Raw genomic sequence first — 20,740 nt, 5'->3', positions numbered from 1 at the left:
GGGGAACACCCGCAGCGACAGCAGCGAGCCGACCGCGATCGCGAGGGCCGTGCGCCGCCAGGCCAGCTCCGTGCGCTCCGGCTGCAGCCCGGGATCGTACAGATCGGGCGCCGAGGTGTCGGGCGCGGGAGTATCGGGGGCGGTCATCGGCAGGGCTCCGTCAGCGCCACAGCACCCCGGCGAGGACGAGCAGCCCCGTCGTCACGACGACCACGGCGAGCACCACCGCCGACAGCGCGCCCGGCAGGGGCCGTCCCTGCCGCAGGGCGCGCTCGGCCCGCATCCACTCGAACCAGGCGAGCGGCGCCACGGCCGTGCCGGCGATGATCAGCAGCAGCGATGCGGCCAGGCGGAAGCCCGGGTGCAGATCGAGCCCGAGGACCTCGAGCGCGACGCCGCCCGCGATCAGCGCCAGGCCGGTGCGGGTCCAGGCCAGGAACGTGCGCTCGTTGGCGAGGGAGAACCGGGGATCGGGCTCGTCCCCGACCCGGTAGACGGAGGCGGGGAAGCGGCGCATGCGCCCATCGTACGGCGCGTCGTGTTCAGCGCTCGTGCACCGTGCGCCCGGCGAACCACGTCGAGACGACCTCGGTGTGCACGATCTCCTCCGCCGGTCCGCCGATCGCATCCCGTTCCAGGATCACGAAGTCGGCGGACTTGCCGGGGGTCAGGGAACCGGTCTCCGCGCCGAGCCCCATCGCCGTCGCGGCGTTGATCGTGAAGACCTCCAGCGCCTCCTCGGCGGAGATCGCTTGTTCCGGCCACAGTGTGCCCGCGGCCCGACCGAGCGGATCGGCGCGTGTCACCAGCCCCTGCAGGCCCTCGAGCGTGTTCGGCGACTCGCTCACCGGCCAGTCCGAGCCGCCGGCCACGAGGGCCCCGGCGTCGAGGAGGGCACGGTTGGGCTGGGAGTGCTCGGCACGCTCTCCCAGCACGTCCGCCAGCGCCTGGGGGATGACGCCCGGGTACCAGATGAACGGGGAGATGTCGGCGGAGACGTCGAGCGCCGCGAGCCGGGGGATGTCGCTCTCCGCGAGGAACTGCCCGTGCGCGATCTGTACCGGCGTCGTGAAGCCCTCCGCGCGCACGCGCGCGGTCGCGTCGAGCACGAGGCGCGCCGACCCGTCGCCGGTGCAGTGCACCTTGGCCCCGAGACCGCGGGCGGCGACGGTCCGCAGCCAGTCGGTGAGCTCGTCGAGGGTCATGGTCGTCTCGCCATGGAAGTGCGCCCCGTGCACCGGGTCCGCCGGATACGGGTCGAGGAAGGAGGCGGTGCGGGCGGGCGGCACGCCGTCGAGGAAGATCTTCACGAAGTCCGGGCGATGGTGCGGCGTGCGGAACTCCTCGCCCCGGTCGAGGAGGGGAGCGCCGATGGGGTCGAACCCGAAGATCTCGTCGTTGATGAGGAGCGAGGAGACGACCCAGGCGTGCAGCTCGTCGGCGCGGTCGAGCCCGGCGAGTGCGGCGAGGATGTCGACGGAGACCCCCGCGTCCTGGAACGCCGTGATCCCGAACGAGTTCAGCAGCTCGATGCCGCGGCGCGACGCGGCGACGTGCTGCTCCGGGGTGAGTCCGCCGCTGCGGTCGTACGCCTCCTGCACCGGGATGCCCGCGGCCTCCAGGAGCACCCCGGTGGGGGTGCCGTCGTCGGGGTCGAGCACCGTCACCCCGGAGGTCGGGATGCTGTCGGCCGTGATGCCGGCGAGCTCCAGGGCCCGGGTGCTGGCCCAGCGGTTGTGCCGGGAGTCCTCCATGAGCGCCACCGGCCGTCCGCCCGCCGCCACGTCCAGCCGGCGCCGCGTGGCGGTGTTCGCCAGCGTCGGGAGCAGGGTCGTGGCCACGGCGCCGCCGACGATCCAGGCGTCCTCGGGCAGGGTCTTCGCCTTCTCCCGCACCCGGTCGAGGATCTCGTCGAGCGTGAGGGAGGGGGCGAGCGACAGTTCGAAGAGCTCGGTCCGTCCGGCGAGCGCGTGGTGGTTGTGCACGTCCACGAAGCCGGGGTAGACGGCCGCGTCGCCGACCTCGACGACCCGCGTGCGGCGGCCCCGGAACGCCTCCACGTCGGCGCGGTCGCCGACGGCGAAGATCCGTCCGTCGCGCACGGCGAAGGCCTCGGCGCGCGGACGGGCGCGGTCGGACGTGCGGATCACGGAGCCGGTGACGAGGAGGTCGGCGACGTCGGTCATGTCAGGCGTCTCCGAAGGTCGCGGGCTCGAGCGCGGGCGTGTGGTGGGTGGTCGACAGCAGGCGGCCGTGCGCGCCGAACGTGAAGTGCGTCGGCACCTCACCGGTCTCGTCCAGACCGAACAGCACGCCGTGGGAGCGGATCGCGTTCACGTCGCGGTGGTCGGCGATCGTGACCGAGGCGCACGGGATCACCTTCTCGCGCCACGCGAAGACGTAGATCCCGGGGCGCACCTCCCACACGCTGTTCTCGTCGGTGTCGGCGAGCCCGCGCTCCGGACCGGCCAGGCACTGCCACGAGTACCAGCGCGGGGAGAGGTACACGTGCTCGTAGGCGTGCTCCTCGCTGTAGACCCACTCCACGCGGCGGCCGATGAGCGTGGTCGTGGGGGCGGCCTCGGCGCCGGTGACGTCGGCGCCCTCGATGGTGCCGGGGGCGAAGTGGTGCTGCACGCGGGTGCGGCCCTGCTCGGGCGCGGGAAGGATCTCGGAGATCACCGCGAGGGAGCGTCCGTGCCGCAGGTCGAGCACGAGCGAGACGGCCTCGTTCGGGAGGTAGCGGTGGTGGAACTGCACGAAGTAGAGCTCGTCGTCGACCTCGAACGCCTCGTAGTCGTCGGTGTCGGACGCCGCCTCGGTCGGGTCCTCGGCGCCGGGCTGGTACTCCCAGGCCACCGTCGAGTCGTCGAAGCGGTGGACGATGCGGGTGCCTCGGGCGTCGACGACGGCGATCTCGCGGCCGCTCAGGGCGGTGGTGTGCGGGGCCTTGTTGGCGTCGAAGCCGGGGGCGAGCCCTTCGAGCGGCAGCCAGGTGGAGGTGTCGGCGGGGTTGAGGGTCGTCATGGGGTTTCCTTCCTTCGGAGAACGGGGTCGGCGCGGGCGTCAGCGGTCGCTGAACCGCTCCAGGTCGGTCGCGAGACCGTCGTAGACGGCGGGCTTGGCACGGCGGAGGTACGCGGCGTAGACGATGCCGCCGATCAGCGCGAGCACGAGCAGCAGCGGCATCAGGCGGATCGCGAGCTCCTCGGAGCCGGCCACGATGTTGAAGTTCACGATCGCCAGGATCGAGATGGCCGCGATGCCGAGGAAGCCGATGCCCGGAGCGATGAACGTGCTCCACCACCGCGGGTCGTTCCGGCGCCGGAAATACACGACGATCGAGATCGCCGCGAGCCCCTGCAGGATCAGCACGCTGAGGGTGCCGAAGCCGAGCATCGCGGGAACGAGTGTGACGATGGGATCGGCACCGGCGAGGGCGAACAGGATCGCCACGATCGCCGCGAAGCCGGCCTGCACGATGCCCGCGAGCTGCGGGGCGCCGTTCGGGCGGGTGCGGGCGAGGGCCTGCGGGAGGATCTTCGCGCGACCCAGCGAGTACAGGTAGCGGGTGGCCGAGTTGTGGAAGGCGAGCATCGCCGCGAACAGGCTCACCAGGAGCAGCACCATCATCACAGTCGTGAGCGGGCCGCCCAGGTACTGCTGCGAGAGCGAGAAGATGAGGTCGCCCGTGGGCAGGTGCTCCAGCGCCGTGGCCTGCGCCTGTGCGACGCCGGTCGCGCTCACCACGGCCCAGGTCGTGACGCCGAGGATCACACCGATCGCGATGATCGAGGTGTAGGTCGCCCGCGGGATCGTGCGCAGCGGCTGCTTGGCCTCCTCGCTGAAGAGCGCGGTGGCCTCGAACCCGAGGAATCCGGTCGCCGCGAGCAGCAGGCCGATGGGCAGCGAGCCGGAGAACACCGCCTCCGGGCTGAACGCCGCCACGTCGTAGCCGGTCTGCACGAGCACCGAGATGTCGAACACGACGAGCATGAGCACCTCGAGCACGAGGCACACCCCGAGCACCTTCGAGCTGAAGTCGACGCCGATCCGGGCGAGCACGAAGCAGACGACGATCGACAGCAGGCCCCAGACGAGCCAGTGCACGTCGAGCCCGGTGAGGTCGCGGATGATCGTCTGCATGAAGAAGCCGCTGGTGCCGATCGTGCCGACCACGAAGAAGTTGTAGCCGAGCGTCGCGATGAGGCCCGCGACGAGTCCGCCGGTGCGGCCGAGGCCCTTCACGACGAAGGCGTAGAAGCCTCCGGCGTTCACGAGCTGCTTCGACATCTGGGCGTAGCCGATCGCGAACAGCAGCAGGATGGCCGCGACGAGGAAGAACGACATCGGGGTGCCGCCGCCGTTGCCCAGTGCGATGGCGAGGGAGGCCACGACGACGATCCCGGTCAGCGGCGCGACCGCTGCGAGGACGAGGAACACGATGCCCGCGACGCCGAGGGCGCCGGGGCGGAGGGAGGTGTGGTGCGGCGTCGTGGGTGCGGAGGTCTGCTCTGCCACGTCGGCTCCTTTGCTCGGGTGACGGCCGTGTGGACACGGCATCGACGACGAGGGGAATCGTCGATAGAGCGAGTCTGCTCGCCGCCCCGTTCCGACGCTTGACCGTGAGCGAAGGACGATGGTGCCACCGCGCACACCCCGGCGTCGAGCGTGCGGGCCCTCCGCACCGCGGAGCAGGATGACCGGGACGACACCGCTGTCTCGTCGGCGCCGCGCGGCGCCGGGCCGCGGTCGGAGGATGCGATGGACCTGCAGCTCGACGGCACGACGGCCCTCGTCACGGGGGCTGCCTCCGGCATCGGTCGTGCCGTCGCCCGGGCGCTCGCGGCCGAGGGGGTGCGGGTCGCGCTGCTCGACCGGGATGCTGCCGCGCTCCGGGACGCGGCGGGGGAGGCCGGCATCGATCCGGTGCTGCTCGCCGCCGACGTCACGGACGAACAGCAGGTGGCCGCCGCCGTCGCCGCCGGTGTCCACGCGCTGGGTGGTCTCGACGCGGTGGTCTGCTGCGCCGGGATCTCCGGCCCGGTCGGGACGCCGATCGAGGAGACCGCCCTGGAGGCGTGGAACCGCGTCCTCGCCGTGAACGTCACCGGAGCGTTCCTCCTGCTCAAGCACGCGATCCCGGCGCTCCGGGAGTCCGCCGCCGGATCCGTCGTGCTGCTCGCGAGCGACTCGGCTGTCGTGGCCTCCCCGGGCATGGCCCCCTACGCCGCGTCGAAGGCGGCGCTCGTCCAGTTCGGAAGGGCGCTCTCGGTCGACCTCGCCGGCACCGGGGTGCGGGTGAACGCGGTGTCACCGTCCATCGTCGACACCCCGATGAGCCGGGGCGACCTCGGCGCCGCGGTGTTCGACGAGCCCGCCTTCCCCGTGCAGAGCGCCGACGAGGTCGCCGCGCACGTCGCCTACCTCCTCTCCCCGCGGAGCCGGGCGGTCAACGGCACCACCCTCCTCAGCGACTTCGGGTACACCGCCCGGTCGGGATTCCCCGCCTGACGCACCCGCGTCCGGCCCCACCGCGCACGCGCGCAGAACACACAGGAGCACACATGGCAACCGTGGTCGGATCGAGCGTCTCCGGACGCGTCGTCGTCATCACCGGAGGCGGCACGGGCATCGGCGCGGCGGTCGCGGAGCGGTTCGCGGCCGAAGGGGCGCACGTCGTCGTGGTGGGCCGCCGCCCCGAGCCGCTGCACGAGGTCGAGCGGGCCGTCGGGGCGTTCCCCGTCGTCGCGGACGCGGCGGACACCGCGTCGGCACAGGCCGCGATCGCCGAGATCCTCGCGCGGTTCGGCCGCATCGACGTCCTCGTCGCGAACGCCGGGGGACACGGGTTCTCCCCGGTCGCCGAGACCGACGACGCGAGCTGGGACGCTGCGATCCGCGCCAACCTCACCACCGCGTTCGTGATGGCGCGGGAGGCGCTGCCGGCGCTGATCGAGGCCAAGGGCCAGATCGTGGTCGTCTCCTCGCTGGCCGGTCTCTTCGCGGGGCCGTCGGTGGCCGGATACACGGTCGGCAAGCACGCCCTCATCGGCCTCACCCGGACGCTCGCCCGCGACTACGGGCGCCACGGCGTGCGCGTCAACGCGATCTGCCCCGGGTGGGTGCAGACGCCGATGGCCGACGAGGAGATGGACGAGTTCGCGGCGCACGCCGGTCTCGGCTCCCGCGAGGAGGGGTACGCGACGGTCACCGCCGACGTGCCGCTGCGCCGCCCGGCGCGGCCCGCCGAGATCGCCTCCGTCGTGCGGTTCCTCGGGTCGGGGGAGTCGTCGTACATCACCGGCGCCGTGATCGTGGCGGATGGCGGGTCGCACGTGGTCGACGTGCCGACCATCGCCTTCGACCACGCCGGGATGTAGCGCCGGGTCAGGGGCGGGCGGCGGCCGTCGCGCGGTAGCGGAGGCCGTCCACGAGCAGTCCGACCAGGGTCAGGCTCTGCTCCTCCGACCCTGCGGACTGGCACAGGTTCGCCGCGGCGTAGAGCAGCTGCGTGGCGTCGACGTCGGCGCGGATGGTCCCGGCCGCTTCGGCGGCGCGCAGCAGGCCGTCGAGGGCGCCCCCGAGATGAGCCGTGAAGTACGCCGGCAGTGCCTCGAAGGCGGGGTCGCCGGAGTGCAGGGCAGCGGCGAGCCCCCGCTTGGTCGCGATGAACTGCGTGAACCGCTGCAGCCAGAGGGCGAGCGCCTCGTCGGGCGCGTGCGCGGCGGCGAGCTCGGCGGCCGCCTGCTCCGTGGCATCCACCGCGGTGCGGAACACGGCCACCACCAGATCCGAGCGCTGGGGGAATCGTCGGTACAACGTGCCCACTCCGACGCCGGCCCGATCCGCGATCGCTCTCGCGGGTGCATCGACCCCGTCGGTGGCGAAGACCTCGCGCGCGGCGTCGATGAGGGCGTCGGTGTTGCGGCGGGCGTCGGCGCGCATGGATCCTCCGAGGGTTGCATAAACGGAACAGCGTTCCGTATGCTTCCGGAAGAGCGTTCCGCTTCGGTCAACGATAGGACACCGGACGACGGGATGCCAGCCACGAAAGGAACCGCTCATGCACTACCGCACCCTCGGCCGCACCGGCATCCGGGTCAGCCCGTTCGCGCTCGGCGCGATGATGCTCGGCACCGACGGCCGTATCGGCAACGGCGACGAAAAGGACTCGATCCGGATCGTCCACCGAGCCCTCGACGCCGGCATCAACATCATCGACACCGCCGATCGGTACTCGCAGGGCGGGTCCGAGGAGCTCCTCGGCAAAGCGCTCGTCGGGCGCCGTGACGACGTCGTGCTCGCCACGAAGTTCAACGGGCCGATGGGAGACGACCCCAACCGCCGGGGCAACTCCCGCCGCTGGATCATGCGCGCCGTCGAGGACTCGCTCCGTCGGCTCCGCACCGACCACATCGATCTCTACCAGGCGCACCGTCCCGACGACGGCGTCGACCTCGAGGAGACGCTCTCCGCCCTGACCGACCTCGTCCGCAGCGGCAAGGTCCGCGCGATCGGCAGCTCCGACTTCCCGGCCTCGATGCAGGTCGAGGCGCAGTGGACGTCCGAGCGCCGCGGGCTCGAGCGCTTCCGGACGGAGCAGCCGACGTATTCGATCCTCAACCGCGGCATCGAACGCGAGGTCCTGCCGGTCGCGCAGCGGTACGCCCTGGGGACGCTGGTCTGGAGCCCGCTCGCCGGCGGCATGCTGACCGGGCGGTTCCGGAAGGGACAGCAGACCGATCTCGCCAGGGCGACCATGTTCCGACACAACCAGGACGAGCGTCGGATCGACGCGGTGGAGCAGATCGTCGCCCTGTCCGAGGAGAGCGGCATCCGGATGACGCACCTCGCGATGGCCTTCGCGATCGCGCATCCCGGCGTGACCAGCGCGCTGATCGGGCCGCGGTCGATGGAGCAGCTCGACGACCTGCTGGAGGGCGTCGACGTGGCGCTGAGCGACGAGCTGCTCGACCGCATCGACGAGATCGTCCCGCCGGGCTCCGATGTCGGTCGTCTCGATCAGCAGTACAACCCGCCCGCGGTGCTCGAGCCGGTGCTCCGCCGGCGTCCGGCCGCCGACCGCTCCGCCGCCTAGTCGGCGGGGTGGTTCGGGCCCCGCGCGTCAGTCGATGCGGAGCTCGAAGCCCTCGTCGGTCGGGACCACGGCGACGTGCGTGAGGTCGTCGACGTGCACGGTCGGGGCGTGGGCTCCCGCGTGCGGACCGATGCCGATCACGCGCATGCCCGCCGCGTGGGCGGCCTGGATGCCGGCGCCGGAGTCCTCGAACACGACGCAGTCCGCGGGGTCGATGCCGAGGGTGCGGGCGGCGAGGAGGAAGCCCTCCGGATCGGGCTTCGAGGCCGAGACGTTCTCCGCGGTGACCGCGAGTTCGGGGACCGTGAGCCCGGCCTGGCCCATCCGCGCGGTCATGAGGGCGACGTTGGCGGAGGTGACCACCGCGTGCGGGAACGGCTGCAGCGCGGCGAGCAGCTCTTCGGCGCCCGGGATGCCGATCACACCGTCCACGTCGGAGGCCTCGGTGGCGAGCATGACCTCGTTCTCGCGGAGGTTGATCGCGTTGTCGCGCTCGGGGAGCAGGATCGCCATGCTCTGGTGCCCCTGGCGCCCGTGGACGGTGCGGAGCACGGTCTCCGGGTCGATCCCGTGCGGCTCCGCCCAGGCGAGCCAGAGGCGCTCCACGACGGCGGTCGAGTCGACGAGGGTCCCGTCCATGTCGAGGAGGGCGGCGCGGGCGTGGAGGATCTCGGTCACTCCCTCAGGCTAACCCCCACGCCGTCGACCCACCCCCTTTCGTGCGCCCCGGCCCCTTGCGCACGTACGCAAGGGGCCGGGAGGAACGCAACGGGGTGGGTCGACGGGGAGTCAGCCCCCGAGGTAGGCGCGGTGGAGGAGGGCGGGGTCGTCTTGGAGGGCCTGCGGCGCACCCTGGAACGACACACGGCCGCCGGCGACGACCACCGCCTCCTGCGCGAGACCGAGCGCGAGCTGCGTGAACTGCTCCACCAGCAACACCGCGACCCCGGACTCCGCGATCGACGACACGATCGGCATCAGGCGCAGGAACACCACCGGCGCGAGGCCCAGGGACATCTCGTCGATGAGCAGCACCCGGGGCTTCGCCGCGAACGCCCGAGCCAGCACCACCATCTGCTGCTCCCCACCCGACAGCAGCGCCGTGGGGGAGTCGATGCGCTTCTCCAGCTCCGGGAACTGCGCCAGCACGGCCTCGATCTCCCCGGCGGTGCGTGCCGTGAGGGAGAGGTTCTCGCGCACGGTCAGCGACGGGAACACGGCCCGCCCCTGCTCGATGTGCACGATGCCGCGCCGGGCCCGCGCCACGCGGGAGAGCCGGTCGATCGGCTCCCCGTCCAGCAGTATCGACCCGGACGAGTGCGGCGTCACGCCGGACACCGCCTCGATCAGGCTCGTCTTGCCCGCCCCGTTGGGGCCGACCAGGGCCAGGACCTCGCCCCCGGCGACCCGCAGCGAGACGTCCGAGATGACCGGCCCGGCACCGCGGCTCACCGTGACGCCGTCGAGCACCAGTGCGCTCATTTCAGCAGCTCCGTCTCTCCCATGTACGCCTTGACGACGTCGGGGTTCGCGAGGACCTCCGCCTGCGGGCCGCTCGCCAGGACGCGGCCGAAGTCGAGGACCGTGAGGGTCGGGCACACCGAGCGGACGAGGTCGAGATCGTGCTCGATGATGATGAGGGCAACACCGTAGCGCCCCGGGAGCTCGCGCAGGCGAGCAGCGAGCGCCAGATGCTCCTCGTGCGAGAGGCCGGCGGCGGGCTCGTCGAGGATGAGCAGGCGCGGGCGGGCGGCGACGTTCGCTGCGACCTCCACGAGCCGCCGGGTGCCGACGTCGACGCTCGAGAGGCGCGCCCGGGCCGGCGGGCACCCGAAGAACGCGAGGACCTCGTCGATGTCCGCCGCGGCGAGCCGCCGTCTGGCCACGAAGCGCACGTAGCCACCCACGGTCAGCGCCGGAGGGACGCGGTCCTGCTGGAAGGTCCGTCGCAGTCCGAGTCGCGCACGCCGGGTGGGGGAGAGCCCGGCGAGGTCGCGGTCGCCGAGGAGCACGCGGCCCTCGTGCTGGGGGAGGAAGCCGCTGATGGCGTCGACGAAGGTCGACTTCCCGGCGCCGTTCGGCCCGATGAGCCCCATGATCGAGGCGGCGGGCACCGTGAACGAGACGTCGTCGAGGGCCTTGAGCGCCCCGAACTGCACGGTCAGGCCGTCGACCGTGAGCACCGGGGCGCCGTCGAGGGCCGCCTCGTCGACGGTGGCCGTCGTGGTCGTGGTGATCGCCGTCGCATCGGTTCCCGCGTCCGGCGGGAGCGCGGTGAGCTCCGCGCCGGCCGTGCGCCGGTCGGCCCGCCGGTACAGGAGGTTGCGGATGCCCTGGCCGAGGTTCGTGCCGCTCGTGAGCGCCTGCACCCCCAGCACGCCGAACACGACGAAGCCCCAGTCCTGCGGCACGCCCCAGCGCTTGAGCAGCTCCGGCACGAGCACCCAGAGCAGTCCGCCGAAGATGGCCATGTCGATGAGGTGCGCGCCGGACATGATGGCCAGTACGTACAGGGCGAGGGACTGCAGCGGCGTGAAGCTCGAAGCGAAGGGGAGCTGCACCTGTCCGGCGAGCAGCCCACCGGAGATGCCGCCGAGGGCCGCCGACACCGCGAACGCCGTGAGCTTCGCGGTGCGCACGCTCTGCCCGGCCGCGGCCGTGCCCCGCTCGGAGAACGCGACGGCCTTCCAGCTCGCGCCCCACCGTCCGCGCTGCAGGAAGAACACCGCCAGACCGCAGACGGCGAGCACGACGATGGAGAGGAAGAAGAACTCCCGGTCGCTCCCGAACAGCGCCGGGCGCTCGATCGCGATGCCGTCCGCGGAGCCGGGGAACTGGATCTGCACGAGCGTGACGTCGGCCGCCGCGGCGAAGCCGAGCGTCACCACCGCGAGGTTCACCCCGCGCAGCCGCAGGGCGGGGAGCCCGACGAGGATGCCGACGAGACCGGCCGCGACACCGCCGAGCACGAGCCAGACGAGGAAGCCGCCCGGCGCCTGCATCACGTTCAGCAGCGAGACGATCCACGCCCCGACCGCGGCGAACGTGAGCTGGCAGAGGGCGATCATGCCGGCCGAGCCGGTGACGATGCCGAGGCCGAGGATCGCGATCGCGGCCGTGACGGCGCTGATCGCGAGGAAGACGAAGTAGCCGGGAAGGGCGGCGCTGAGGAGCGCGCCGACGCCGATGCCGACGACGGCGACGGCGAACGGCCAGGTGATCCGGAACCAGGGGCGGTCAGCGAGCGGCATCCCACACCTCCTTGCGTTGCGTCCACAGCAGCAGGACGACGATGAACAGGAACGGCAGGAAGTTGCGCACGAGCGCCACTTCGTCGATCTGCGCGACGAGTCCGCCGAGGACGCCGAGGAGCAGCCCGCCGACGACGGCGAGGTCGAGCCGGCGGAAGCCGCCGAGGAGCGCGGCCGCCGCAGCCGGGACGATGAGCATGGACAGGCTCGTGGCGTCGTTCGACTGCGAGGGCGCGACGATGATGATCGCGATGGCGCTGATGATCCCGGTGACGAACCAGACGGCGATCGACAGCGGCCGAGAGCGGATGCCGAGCAGCTCCGCCGTGGTCGGCCGCTCCGAGAGCGCGCGCAGCTGGGTGCCGACCCGGGTGCGGCGCAGCACGATGCGGACGGCGACGGCGGTGACGACGGCCATCGCCACCGTCGCGACGGTGACCTGGCTGATCACCACGCCGCCGAAGGAGAACGCGGGGCCGGCGATGATCGGGGTGAACGGCTGCGGCTTGTTGCCGAACAGGATGAACGACAGCGAGATGAGCAGCAGGAGCGGACCGACGGTCATGGCCGAGCGGGTCGTCGTCGAGGCCTCAGACAGCCAGGTCGCGGCGATGAACCCGATGGCCGCGGCGAGCACGCCCGCGACGAGGACGCCGAGGATCGAGCCCAGCCAGATGGGCAGCCCGATCTCTCGGACGAACCACACGGCGGTGAAGGCCCCGAACATGCCGGTCGCGGCCTGGGCGAAGTTCACCACGCGCACGAGGCGCGACATGAGGGTGAGGCAGACGCCGAGGACGGCGTAGAGGCCGCCGGCGGCGAGACCGGCGATGGCGCCTTGGAGCATGAGGCGTCCTTTCTGGTGAGGGGCCCTTCGACAGGCTCAGGGACCCAGATGTGGGTCGCTGAGCCTGTCGAAGCGCGGGACCCCGGGTGGGTCGCTGAGCCTGTCGAAGCGCGGGACTATTCGCCGATCCGGAGCCAGTCGTCGGCGACCTTCTCCCAGGCGTTCGTGCCCGACTTCAGGATGATCGGCCAGCCCGCGGTGTTCTGCGTGCCGAAGGCGTAGGGCGTCCCCACCATCGGGTTCTCGATCGGGTCCATGCCCTTCAGCGCCTCGGAGACGCTCTCCCGGGTGATGTCGCCGTCGATGCTCTTCAGCACCTCGATGAAGTACGTCGCCGCGAGGTAGCCGCCCTGGCTGAACGAGGTGAGCGGGATGTCGTTCTCCTCCATCAGCGCCCGCCAGTCCGCGTTGATGTCGCTGTCGTCCGTGAACGGGTAGAACTCGGCGGGGACGTAGATGCCGGCACCGGCGTCGTCGATCGCGTCGGCGAAGTTCTCGCTGTAGACGCTCGTGAGGTAGAGCCAGGTCACGTCGTCCCAGCCCTGCGCGTTCGCGGCCTTGACCTGTCCGATCGCGTCGGGCTCGACCGGGTTGATCGCGAGGGCCTTGCAGCCCTGATCGCGCGCCTTGACGATGTAGGGCGTGTAGTCGGAGGCGCCGTACGGCACGGTGTCGTCGACGTACTTCGGCTCCTTGCCCGTGATCTCGGTCCAGGTGTCGATCGCCGCCTGGTAGGTCGGACGGGTGGAGCCGGCGATCTCCAGCAGGATGCAGATGTCGTCGAGTCCGAGCACCTCGGAGCCGTACTGCAGCGTGAGGGTCATGTCGTTGAACGGGCCGACGTTCGCCGGCGAGATGTTCTCGCTGTCGAAGCAGCCCGTGTCGACGCCGATGCCGGGCACCGAGAGGATGCCCTCCTGCTCGTAGTACTTCGCGTTGATCTCGCACTCGATGAGGCTCGCGGAGCCCACGAGCGCGACGGCTTCGTCGCTGCCCACGATCTCCCGCGCCGAGGCGGTGGCCGTGGCGGGGTCGCCCTTGTCGTCGAGCATCTTGTACTCGATCTTTCGGCCGTCCAGGCCGCCTTCCTCGTTGAACGCGTCGAAGACGGCGGCGGCCGCCTGCGAGGCCTCCGGGAACGTCGCCGGACCGCTGATCGTGTTCACGGAGCCGACGACGATGGGGGCGCCCTCGCCCCCGGCTCCGTCGCCACCGGCGCAGCCGGCGAGAGCGAGGGCGGCCACGGCGATGACCGCCGCGGTGCCGGATGCTCGTCTGTTCATGTGCTTCCTGCCTCTCCTGTTCGGGTCGTGCTGTCAGCTCGAAGGCTGGGTGTCGGTGCTCGTCGACGGCGCACGCAGGGCGCGGTTCACGAGCTCCGTGTCGGTGAACTGCTCGAAGGCGACGATCTCGCCGCCCGCCACGCGCCAGACGTGGGCCACCCGGGCGGCGAAGAACCGCCCGGTGCGCTTGTAGGTGCCGGAGTAGGTGCCGATGCCGACCACGACGTCGCCGCCGTCGACCACCTCGTCGATCGCGACGGTGTAGTCGTCCCACTCCTCCTGGATGCGGCCGAAGACGTTCTCGGCGACCGCGTCCGGGCCGATGTAGGTCCCGGCGTAGGGGAACCCGGCGGCCTCCGTCCACTCGATGTCGGCCGCGAAGGGCGCGAGCATGCCGTCCAGGTCGCCCCGGTCGTTCGCGGCGTAGTGCTCGCGGATGAGGTCTGCGTTGCTCATGTGCTCTCTTTCGTTCCGGGTCCCTGATCCCGTCGAGGGTGGGTCCCTGAGCCTGTCGAAGGGTCGAAGGCTGGGTCCCTGAGCCTGTCGAAGGGTCGAAGGGTCAGACGGGCTGCGCGTCGGGGTAGGCGACGGCGCCCAGGGGGTAGATGTGCCCGCCGGCGCGGGAGTGCTCGGACTCGCCGTCGCCGTTGAGTCCGAGGAAGATCCCCGTCGTCATGAGCTGGTAGCCGAGGTCGTGGAGCCAGACGCTCGCCACCGCGATCCGGAACTCGCGGAAGCAGAACAGGTAGAGACCGTCCGCGAACTTCCACACCGTGGAGAGGTCCATGTCGCCGTGACCGCGCTGGACGCCCTCGAGGCACTGCCACGCGTAGCGCTGGCTGGAGACGTAGACGTGCTCGTACAGGTGGTGGGGGCTGTAGCGGTAGACGTTCCGCTTGCCGATGAGGTCGCGGCTCGGACCGGGGACCTCTCCGGTCGCGGGGCCGGCGTCGGTGGTCGCGGCCCAGAAGTCCTGCCCGACCTGCGGCGTGCCCTCGACGGCCTCCGCCGCGATGCGGGAGCGGATGACGGTGGCGCGGTGGGTCGTGGTGGAGAAGACGACGGTGAGGGCTTCGCGCTCGCGGGTCTCGAAGGGGATGTTCACGAAGACGACGTCGTCGCGCACGCGGACCGCGTCATACGGGTCGCGTCCCGAGGAGCCCAGTCCCTCCCAGGTCACGGAGTCCTCGTCGAAGCGGAGCGCCAGCGTGGTGTCGTCGTCGAGGGTGAGCGAGAGCGCGGTTCCGGCGAGCATCGTGCTCGGCAGGCGGAACGTGTCGATGCCCGCGGCGAACTCGTCGTACGTGCGCCATTCGTCCAGAGCGGGGTCGGTGGAGATGTCGGTCATGAGGGTCCTGACGTCGCACACGGCGGGGCCTCGTCGCCCCGGGCACCGCGTCGTCGCGATGCGCTTGCCTCATGCTCCGGCCGGCCCGGGGGAGCCCTCAAGCGCGCGGAGTCCATCCCGCACCGACAGTCAACCGGCGTGCCCTCCCGGGCAAGTCCCGCCCCCGCGGAGCTTCGCCCTCCCAGTTCCGTCCCCCGAATCCGCCCCTGGCCCCCGTGCGGGATTAAAAGCGCCCCTGCCGCGCCCAACGGCGGCCCGTTCCTGATCCCGCACCGGTGTGTCCCACCGGCCGCCGCCCCGGTGCGGGACGGAAACCGCCCCTGCCGGACGCGTTTGGGGTGCGTTCCTGATCCCGCACGGGCGTCCCGCCTGCGGCCACCCCGGTGCGGGACGGGAAAACGCCCCTCCCGGACGCGGATGGGGCGCGTTTCTGATCCCGCACGCGGGAGTCAGTCGTGTCCTCTGGCGCGCGGGAGTCGCGCCCTCCCGCGCACGGCGTGCCTTTCATCGGAGCGGGATCGAAAACGCCCCTGCCGGACGTGTGTGGAGTGCGTTTCTGATCCCGCACCGGCGTCCCGCCTGCGGCCGCTCCGGTGCGGGACGGGAAACGCCCCTGCCGGACGCGTGTGCGGCCCGTTCCTGATCCCGCACCCGAACGCGGTGTACCTCTGGTGCACGGGAGTCGTGTTCTTCCGTGCAGGGCGTGCCGCTCGTCGGTGCGGGGTCGAAACTGCACCTGCCAATGGCGTCTGGGGTGCGTTCTTGATCCCGCGCGCGGGGCGGAGGATGGTGCGGGATCAGGAACGTGCGCGGGGCGGGCGCTGGCGGGGCGGTTTTGATCCCGCGCGCGACGGGAGGAACGACGGGGTCAGTGGGTGGCGCGGTACTCGCTGGGGGAGACGCCGAAGGCGGTCTTGAACGCACGGCTGAAATGCGCGGCGTCGACGAAGCCCCAGCGCGCGGCGATCGCGGCGACGGGGCGGTCGGCGAGCATCGGGTCGAGGAGGTCGCGGCGGCACTGCTCCAGGCGGCGGGTGCGGATCCACGTCGACACGGTCACCCCCTGCTCCTGGAACAGACCGTGCAGGTGGCGGGTGGAGATGAAGTGCGCGGCGGCGATGGAGGCCGGACCGAGGTCGGTGGAGGCGAGGTTGCGGTCGATGTGCGCACGGATCCGCTGCATGAGGGCGCGGTGCGGGTCGGCGGAGGCCTGGTCGAGTCCGAGCTCCCGCGTGAACACGGTGGTCACGAGGTCGAGGGCGCTGTGCGCGAGCCGGGCCCCCGTCGTGCCGGCGAGCTCGTCGAGGTTCCCGGCGAGCTGCGTCAGGTACGGCACGACCATGCCGCCCAGCCCCTCCTGCCCGGAGATGCGGACGGCCGTGAGCTGCCCGATCATGTCCGCGGGCAGGCTGATGAGGTGCTTCGGGAACATGACCACCATGGTGCGGAAGCCCTGATCGAAGACGAGGGAGTACGGCCGATCGGTGTCGTAGACGGCGAGGTCGCCCGGCTGCAGTACGGCCTCGCGGTCGTCCTGGATGAGCAGCCCGGTCCCGGCGAGCATCAGGCTCACCTTGAAGTACGAGCGGTCGCCGCGGGCGATGAGCTCGGTGGTGCGCTCGACGACGTGCGAGGTGGCGCGGATGTCGTTGACGTGGACCTCGTCGACGGCGGCGCCGCGGATCACGCCGCGGAACTGGTCGGCGCCCGCGGAGGACACCTGCAGCGGCACGAACGACTCGGAGACGGCGGCGCGGAACTCGCTGATGTTGCGCGCGACGAGGGTCGACACCGATTCGGCGGGGGTGGTGAGGGCACCGTTCATGACTGATCACCTCGGGCTGGTGGGAACGACGACGTTGTATACGATCCGTTCCGCGATGCTACCACCGGCGACGGCCGCGCGGGGCGCCGTCTAGGATGTGGTCCGTGAACGGCGGGATGATGTCGACGGTGGGGCAGCGGATCCGGCACGTGCTCCGTCAGGTGCGAGGACCCGCCACCTCGGACGCGGTGTTCGAGGCGACGGCGCTGATCGTCGGCGCGGCGTTCCTGCTCGTGGGATTCGTCGTGGCCCTGCCGGTGTTCTGGGGGCACCAGCTCTCGATCAGCGGCACCGGATCGATCGGCATGTTCGCGGCGTACGGCGGTGCGATCGCGGCCGCGCTCGCCTTCGCTCTGGGGCGCCTCGCCGTGCGGGCCCCGGAGCCCGACCCGTCGGTCGCGAGGGACGGATTCGCGGTTCCCGGTGACCGGCTCCGCTGGTACGACCTCGCCGCCATCGCGTTCGCGCACGCCGCCATCGCCTACCTCGGCTGGCTCGGCATCGCGCAGCTCCTGGAGCAGAGCTTCGTCGACGCCCCGGTCTTCCCGTTCCCCGGGGCGATCCTCGTCGCGGTGGCTTTCGCACTCACCGGCTACGTCGCCTTCCTCAGCGCCGTCGCACTGACGCCGACCGTGCTGTCGCTGGTGCTGGCGGTGTTCCTCGTCGTGGGTGCGTTCGCGGCGATGCTGGCGTCGAGCGACGTGCACTGGTGGCGCGACAACCTGTCCGCGCTGGGCATGAGCAGCAACAGCGCCTCGGTGGCCTTCAACGTGACCCTCATCATCGCGGGGATCATGGTGACGACCATCTCCCGCTATGCGACCGCGGGGCTGCCCGTCGACGACCCGGTCGACCGTCGCGGCCGGACGATCGTGCGCGGGGGCCTCATCCTCATGGGGATCTTCCTCGCGTGCGTGGGCATCTTCCCGGTGGACGAGTTCTTCGGCCTGCACAACACGGTCGCGACGGGCATGGCGGTGGTGTTCGCGGTGATCGTCGTCGGGCTGCCGTGGTTCGTGCGCAGCATCCCGCGGGTGTTCGTGGGGCTCGGCTGGGCGTACGTGCTGGTCATCGTGCTGCTGGGGGCGTTCTTCGCGGTCGGCTACTACAACCTCACGGCGGTCGAGCTCATCGCGGCCGTGCTGATCTTCAGCTGGATCATCGTGTTCCTGCGCACCGCCGGCACGATGGGACCCTCCGCGACGCGCCTGGATGCCCGTGCGACCCCGGAGTCGGCGCTCGACTGACGGGGCCAGGCGTCGTCAGTCGCGGAGGAGGCGCGTCGCCTGACGCGTGCGCTGCAGGGCGTCGACGGTCTCGGCGTACCGGCGCTTGGCGACGCCGATGAACAGGCAGTCCACGAGGGCGAGCTGGGCGATCCGGCTCACCATCGCCCCGGCGCGGAAGGTCGACTCGCGCACCTCGGTGAACAGGGCGTGGTCGGCGACCTGGGCGAGCGGGGAGTCCTTCACGGAGGTGACGGCCACCGTCGTCGCGCCGTTGGCGACGGCGGCTTCGAGGAACCGCACCGTCTCGATGGTCGACCCCGCATGCGAGAACCCGATAGCGACGGTCGTCCCGACGGGGAGCACGGCGGCGGCGATCGCCTCGTGGGGGTCGGAGAGGACGTGGGCGTTGCGGCCGACGCGGAGCAGCTTGTGCGCGAGGTCCTCCGCGACGAACTGGCTGGCGCCGATGCCGTACAGGAGGATGCGGTCGGCGCCGTCGATGGCCGCGACCGCCGCCGTCAGCACGGCGAAGTCGAGCTGTCCGACGGTCTCCTCGATCGCGAGGAGTTCCAGGGCGGCGAGCTTGGAGACGGCCTCCTCCAGCGAGTCCTCGTCGGAGATCTCGGAGCCGTAGGCGCCGCGGGCGGAGAACTGGGCGGCCTCCTTGCCGAGCTCGGTGGCCAGGGCCATGCGCAGCGGGGCGTATCCGGTGAAGCCGATCGCCCGGCAGAATCGGACGACGGACGCGACCGAGGTGCGGCACTCCGTCGCGAGCTCGCTGATCGTCTTGTCGATCACGAGGCTGGGGTTCTCCCGCACGGCGGCCGCGACGCGGGCCAGGGACGGGGGCAGGGTCGCAGCGGCGGCTTCGATCGTCGACTGGATGCTCACGGTATCCTCCGGAACGGCGGAACGGGATGGTAAATTCTTTTCAGCGAGTCTACGTGTTGTGTAGTCGCTTTTCTTTCTTTCCGCCGGATCCGAGGAGTGCCGATGAGCGAGACGACCGCCACCGTCGATCTCGGCAAGTCCCGCTGCCGCCTCGTCGTGCACGGCGCGACGGCCGGGGAGCGCTCCGGGATCGGAGCGCCGGGCCTCGCCGCGGCGGGCGGAGTGGAAGCGGCGCTCACCGCGATTCTCCCGCTGCTCGACGATGTCGGGCGCATCGACACGCTCGGCGTGGGGGCGGCCGGCGCCTGGTTCGCCCCGGAGGCGGCCGCGGAACTCGCGGCCGCGCTCGCCGCACGGACCGGCGCACGCGTGGCCGTGGCGTCGGACGTGGTCACCGCTCATGGAGGCGCTCTCGACGGCGCGGCCGGCGTGCTGCTCATCCCCCGCCCCGGAGCCGTGGCGCTGGGCGTCCCCCCCTCCGCAGCGCGTCTGGTCCACGCCTGGGCCCCGGACCCCGGCGCCTTCGGCCCGCGATCCTGGCCCGGCCGGCACTCGTTGCCCGCGGTGCTCCGTGCCCACGACGGGCTGGCCGCGCCCACGGCTCTCACCGCGGCGCTGGCCGCCCCCGTCGGCCCGCCCTCGGCCGTCCAGGCCTGGCTCGCCGCCGACGGAGCGCTCGCCCGCCGCCTCGCGACCCTCGCGCCCCTCGTGCTCGCCGCGGCCGCAGACGATGACCCCGTCGCCATCGGGATCGTGGACGAGGCCGTCCGGCTCCTCGCGGCGACGACGACCGCTGCGGCCGCCGGGGCGACCGAGGACGTTGCGCTGCACGGCGGCCTCACCGACCACGACGGCTTCCGCGCCGCCCTGACCCGCGCCCTGGAGACGAGCGGCCACCGCGTCGTCCGCGCGCGAGGCGGCGCCATGGACGGGGCCCTGCTGCTGACCCGTCGCCTCGACCTCCCCCATGAAAGGTTCGTGCACCGTGCCGAATGACCCCCGTTTGACCACCCTCCTCGCCGAGCTCGCGGGCCTCGACACCGAGGCCTCCACCACCGAGCGCGGCGACCTCGACCTGCTGAGCACGACCGAGCTCGTCGAGCGCATGAACGCCGAGGACCGGCGCGTGCCCGAGGCCGTGGCCGGTCGCGCGGCGGAGATCGCGGCGGCGGTGGACGGCATCACGGAGCGGTTCCGCCGCGGCGGTCGCCTCATCTACATCGGTGCGGGCACGGCCGGCCGCATCGGCGTGCTGGACGCGAGCGAGTGCCCGCCCACCTTCGGCACCGACCCGTCGATGGTCGTGGGGCTCATCGCGGGCGGGGAGACGGCCATCCGCTCGGCGGTGGAGAACGCGGAGGACGACGACGAGGCCGCGGCCCTCGCTCTGCGCGACCTCGACCTCACCGACCTGGACACGGTGGTGGGAATCTCGGCATCCGGCCGCACGCCCTACGTCATCGGCGGGCTGCGGTACGCCAGGGGCCTCGGCGCGCTCACGGTGGCGATCGCGTCGAACGCCGGGTCGGCGATCGGCGCGGAGGCCGAGATCGCGATCGAGGTCGTCACGGGGCCGGAGTTCATCTCGGGCTCCACGCGGCTGAAGTCCGGCACGGCGCAGAAGCTCGTCGTGAACATGCTGACGACGCTCTCGATGATCAAGCTCGGCAAGACGTACCGCGGGGTCATGGTCGACCTGCTGGCGACGAACGAGAAGCTGCACGCCCGCTCGATCCGCACGGTGTCGCAGCTCGCGGGTGTCGACGTCGACGCCGCGTCCTCCGCGCTGGAGGCCGCGGACGGCTCCGTCAAGCTCGCGCTGCTCCTGCTCGCGACCGGCGCTTCCGCCGAGACCGCCGCGGCGGCACTGGCGGACGCCGACGGCATCCTTCGCGACGCGATCGCCGCCCTCACCTGAGTCGGTCGTCGCCCTCCCCGCGGTGGGGGGATGCGAAAAGCTCCTGC

At 71.9% G+C, this 20,740-nt stretch carries 21 protein-coding genes; 6 read left to right on the top strand and 15 right to left on the bottom strand.

Annotated elements, in window-relative coordinates; genetic code table 11:
• The 5 genes from D8M34_RS14570 to D8M34_RS14550 all read right to left on the bottom strand — a co-directional run.
• Positions 1-147 (bottom strand): DUF202 domain-containing protein (locus tag D8M34_RS14570; RefSeq protein ID WP_148113059.1); only part of this gene is annotated, 147 nt, incomplete at its 3' end.
• 13 nt (positions 148-160) lie between these two features.
• Entirely contained in the window at positions 161-517 is a 357-nt protein-coding gene (locus D8M34_RS14565) for a YidH family protein (RefSeq protein ID WP_085606759.1), read from the bottom strand.
• A 25-nt stretch (positions 518-542) separates the two neighbouring features.
• The gene (locus D8M34_RS14560) at positions 543-2,186 is read right to left on the bottom strand and encodes an amidohydrolase (protein ID WP_126894346.1); all 1,644 of its coding nucleotides are present in this window, start codon (positions 2,184-2,186) and stop codon (positions 543-545) included.
• Position 2,187: 1 nt separating this feature from the next.
• Positions 2,188-3,027: a molybdenum cofactor biosynthesis F family protein gene (locus tag D8M34_RS14555; RefSeq protein ID WP_126894345.1), complete on the bottom strand. Its 840-nt coding sequence runs from the start codon at positions 3,025-3,027 to the stop codon at positions 2,188-2,190.
• A 39-nt stretch (positions 3,028-3,066) separates the two neighbouring features.
• Positions 3,067-4,521 (bottom strand): APC family permease, encoded by a 1,455-nt coding sequence (locus tag D8M34_RS14550; RefSeq protein ID WP_071327387.1) that lies wholly within the window; start codon positions 4,519-4,521, stop codon positions 3,067-3,069.
• 243 nt (positions 4,522-4,764) lie between these two features.
• Between D8M34_RS14550 and D8M34_RS14545 the strand changes: the two genes are divergently transcribed.
• Positions 4,765-5,514 carry an SDR family NAD(P)-dependent oxidoreductase gene (locus D8M34_RS14545; protein WP_126894344.1) on the top strand — a complete coding sequence of 250 codons (750 nt, stop codon included), beginning with the start codon at positions 4,765-4,767 and terminating at the stop codon, positions 5,512-5,514.
• A 53-nt stretch (positions 5,515-5,567) separates the two neighbouring features.
• Positions 5,568-6,383: an SDR family NAD(P)-dependent oxidoreductase gene (locus D8M34_RS14540; protein WP_071327385.1), complete on the top strand. Its 816-nt coding sequence runs from the start codon at positions 5,568-5,570 to the stop codon at positions 6,381-6,383.
• 7 nt (positions 6,384-6,390) lie between these two features.
• On the opposite strand, the gene D8M34_RS14535 is transcribed toward D8M34_RS14540, so the two are convergent.
• The gene (locus D8M34_RS14535; protein WP_025103860.1) at positions 6,391-6,948 is read right to left on the bottom strand and encodes a TetR/AcrR family transcriptional regulator; all 558 of its coding nucleotides are present in this window, start codon (positions 6,946-6,948) and stop codon (positions 6,391-6,393) included.
• 118 nt (positions 6,949-7,066) lie between these two features.
• Between D8M34_RS14535 and D8M34_RS14530 the strand changes: the two genes are divergently transcribed.
• Entirely contained in the window at positions 7,067-8,101 is a 1,035-nt protein-coding gene (locus tag D8M34_RS14530; RefSeq protein WP_126894343.1) for an aldo/keto reductase, read from the top strand.
• A gap of 27 nt (positions 8,102-8,128) precedes the next feature.
• On the opposite strand, the gene D8M34_RS14525 is transcribed toward D8M34_RS14530, so the two are convergent.
• The 8 genes from D8M34_RS14525 to D8M34_RS14490 all read right to left on the bottom strand — a co-directional run bounded on the left by D8M34_RS14525 (position 8,129) and on the right by D8M34_RS14490 (position 16,655).
• Complete coding sequence (locus tag D8M34_RS14525; RefSeq protein WP_202976267.1) at positions 8,129-8,779, bottom strand: HAD-IA family hydrolase; 651 nt, start codon at positions 8,777-8,779, stop codon at positions 8,129-8,131.
• 111 nt (positions 8,780-8,890) lie between these two features.
• Positions 8,891-9,583 carry an ABC transporter ATP-binding protein gene (locus D8M34_RS14520; protein WP_126894342.1) on the bottom strand — a complete coding sequence of 231 codons (693 nt, stop codon included), beginning with the start codon at positions 9,581-9,583 and terminating at the stop codon, positions 8,891-8,893.
• Positions 9,580-11,352 carry a branched-chain amino acid ABC transporter ATP-binding protein/permease gene (locus D8M34_RS14515; RefSeq protein ID WP_126894341.1) on the bottom strand — a complete coding sequence of 591 codons (1,773 nt, stop codon included), beginning with the start codon at positions 11,350-11,352 and terminating at the stop codon, positions 9,580-9,582. The genes D8M34_RS14520 and D8M34_RS14515 overlap by 4 nt, the downstream gene beginning before the upstream one ends.
• Positions 11,339-12,199 (bottom strand): ABC transporter permease subunit, encoded by an 861-nt coding sequence (locus tag D8M34_RS14510; RefSeq protein WP_025103865.1) that lies wholly within the window; start codon positions 12,197-12,199, stop codon positions 11,339-11,341. The genes D8M34_RS14515 and D8M34_RS14510 overlap by 14 nt, the downstream gene beginning before the upstream one ends.
• A 116-nt stretch (positions 12,200-12,315) precedes the next feature.
• Positions 12,316-13,482 carry an ABC transporter substrate-binding protein gene (locus D8M34_RS14505; protein WP_102208187.1) on the bottom strand — a complete coding sequence of 389 codons (1,167 nt, stop codon included), beginning with the start codon at positions 13,480-13,482 and terminating at the stop codon, positions 12,316-12,318.
• A 33-nt stretch (positions 13,483-13,515) separates the two neighbouring features.
• Entirely contained in the window at positions 13,516-13,938 is a 423-nt protein-coding gene (locus D8M34_RS14500) for a nuclear transport factor 2 family protein (protein WP_025103867.1), read from the bottom strand.
• Positions 13,939-14,041: 103 nt separating this feature from the next.
• Positions 14,042-14,830, bottom strand: coding sequence for a MoaF C-terminal domain-containing protein (locus D8M34_RS14495; protein WP_126894340.1), 789 nt, complete (start codon positions 14,828-14,830; stop codon positions 14,042-14,044).
• A gap of 868 nt (positions 14,831-15,698) precedes the next feature.
• A complete protein-coding gene (locus tag D8M34_RS14490) occupies positions 15,699-16,655 on the bottom strand; it encodes an AraC-like ligand-binding domain-containing protein (protein WP_126894339.1) in 957 nt (318 codons plus the stop codon).
• 104 nt (positions 16,656-16,759) lie between these two features.
• Between D8M34_RS14490 and D8M34_RS14485 the strand changes: the two genes are divergently transcribed.
• The gene (locus D8M34_RS14485) at positions 16,760-17,902 is read left to right on the top strand and encodes a DUF998 domain-containing protein (protein WP_238695672.1); all 1,143 of its coding nucleotides are present in this window, start codon (positions 16,760-16,762) and stop codon (positions 17,900-17,902) included.
• 15 nt (positions 17,903-17,917) lie between these two features.
• Here the strand turns inward: D8M34_RS14485 and D8M34_RS14480 are convergent, their stop codons facing one another.
• Entirely contained in the window at positions 17,918-18,775 is an 858-nt protein-coding gene (locus D8M34_RS14480) for a MurR/RpiR family transcriptional regulator (RefSeq protein WP_085606739.1), read from the bottom strand.
• A 102-nt stretch (positions 18,776-18,877) separates the two neighbouring features.
• Between D8M34_RS14480 and D8M34_RS14475 the strand changes: the two genes are divergently transcribed.
• Positions 18,878-19,771 carry an ATPase gene (locus D8M34_RS14475; protein WP_126894338.1) on the top strand — a complete coding sequence of 298 codons (894 nt, stop codon included), beginning with the start codon at positions 18,878-18,880 and terminating at the stop codon, positions 19,769-19,771.
• Entirely contained in the window at positions 19,761-20,693 is a 933-nt protein-coding gene (gene murQ, locus D8M34_RS14470) for an N-acetylmuramic acid 6-phosphate etherase (RefSeq protein WP_025103872.1), read from the top strand. Before D8M34_RS14475 ends, murQ begins: the two co-directional genes overlap by 11 nt.
• Positions 20,694-20,740: the final 47 nt, after the last annotated feature.

The organism is Microbacterium sp. HSID17254, assembly GCF_003989315.1.
Lineage (GTDB): Bacteria > Actinomycetota > Actinomycetes > Actinomycetales > Microbacteriaceae > Microbacterium.
The sequence above is the reverse complement of the archived record's forward strand: the minus strand, read 5'-3'. Positions and strand labels throughout refer to the sequence as shown.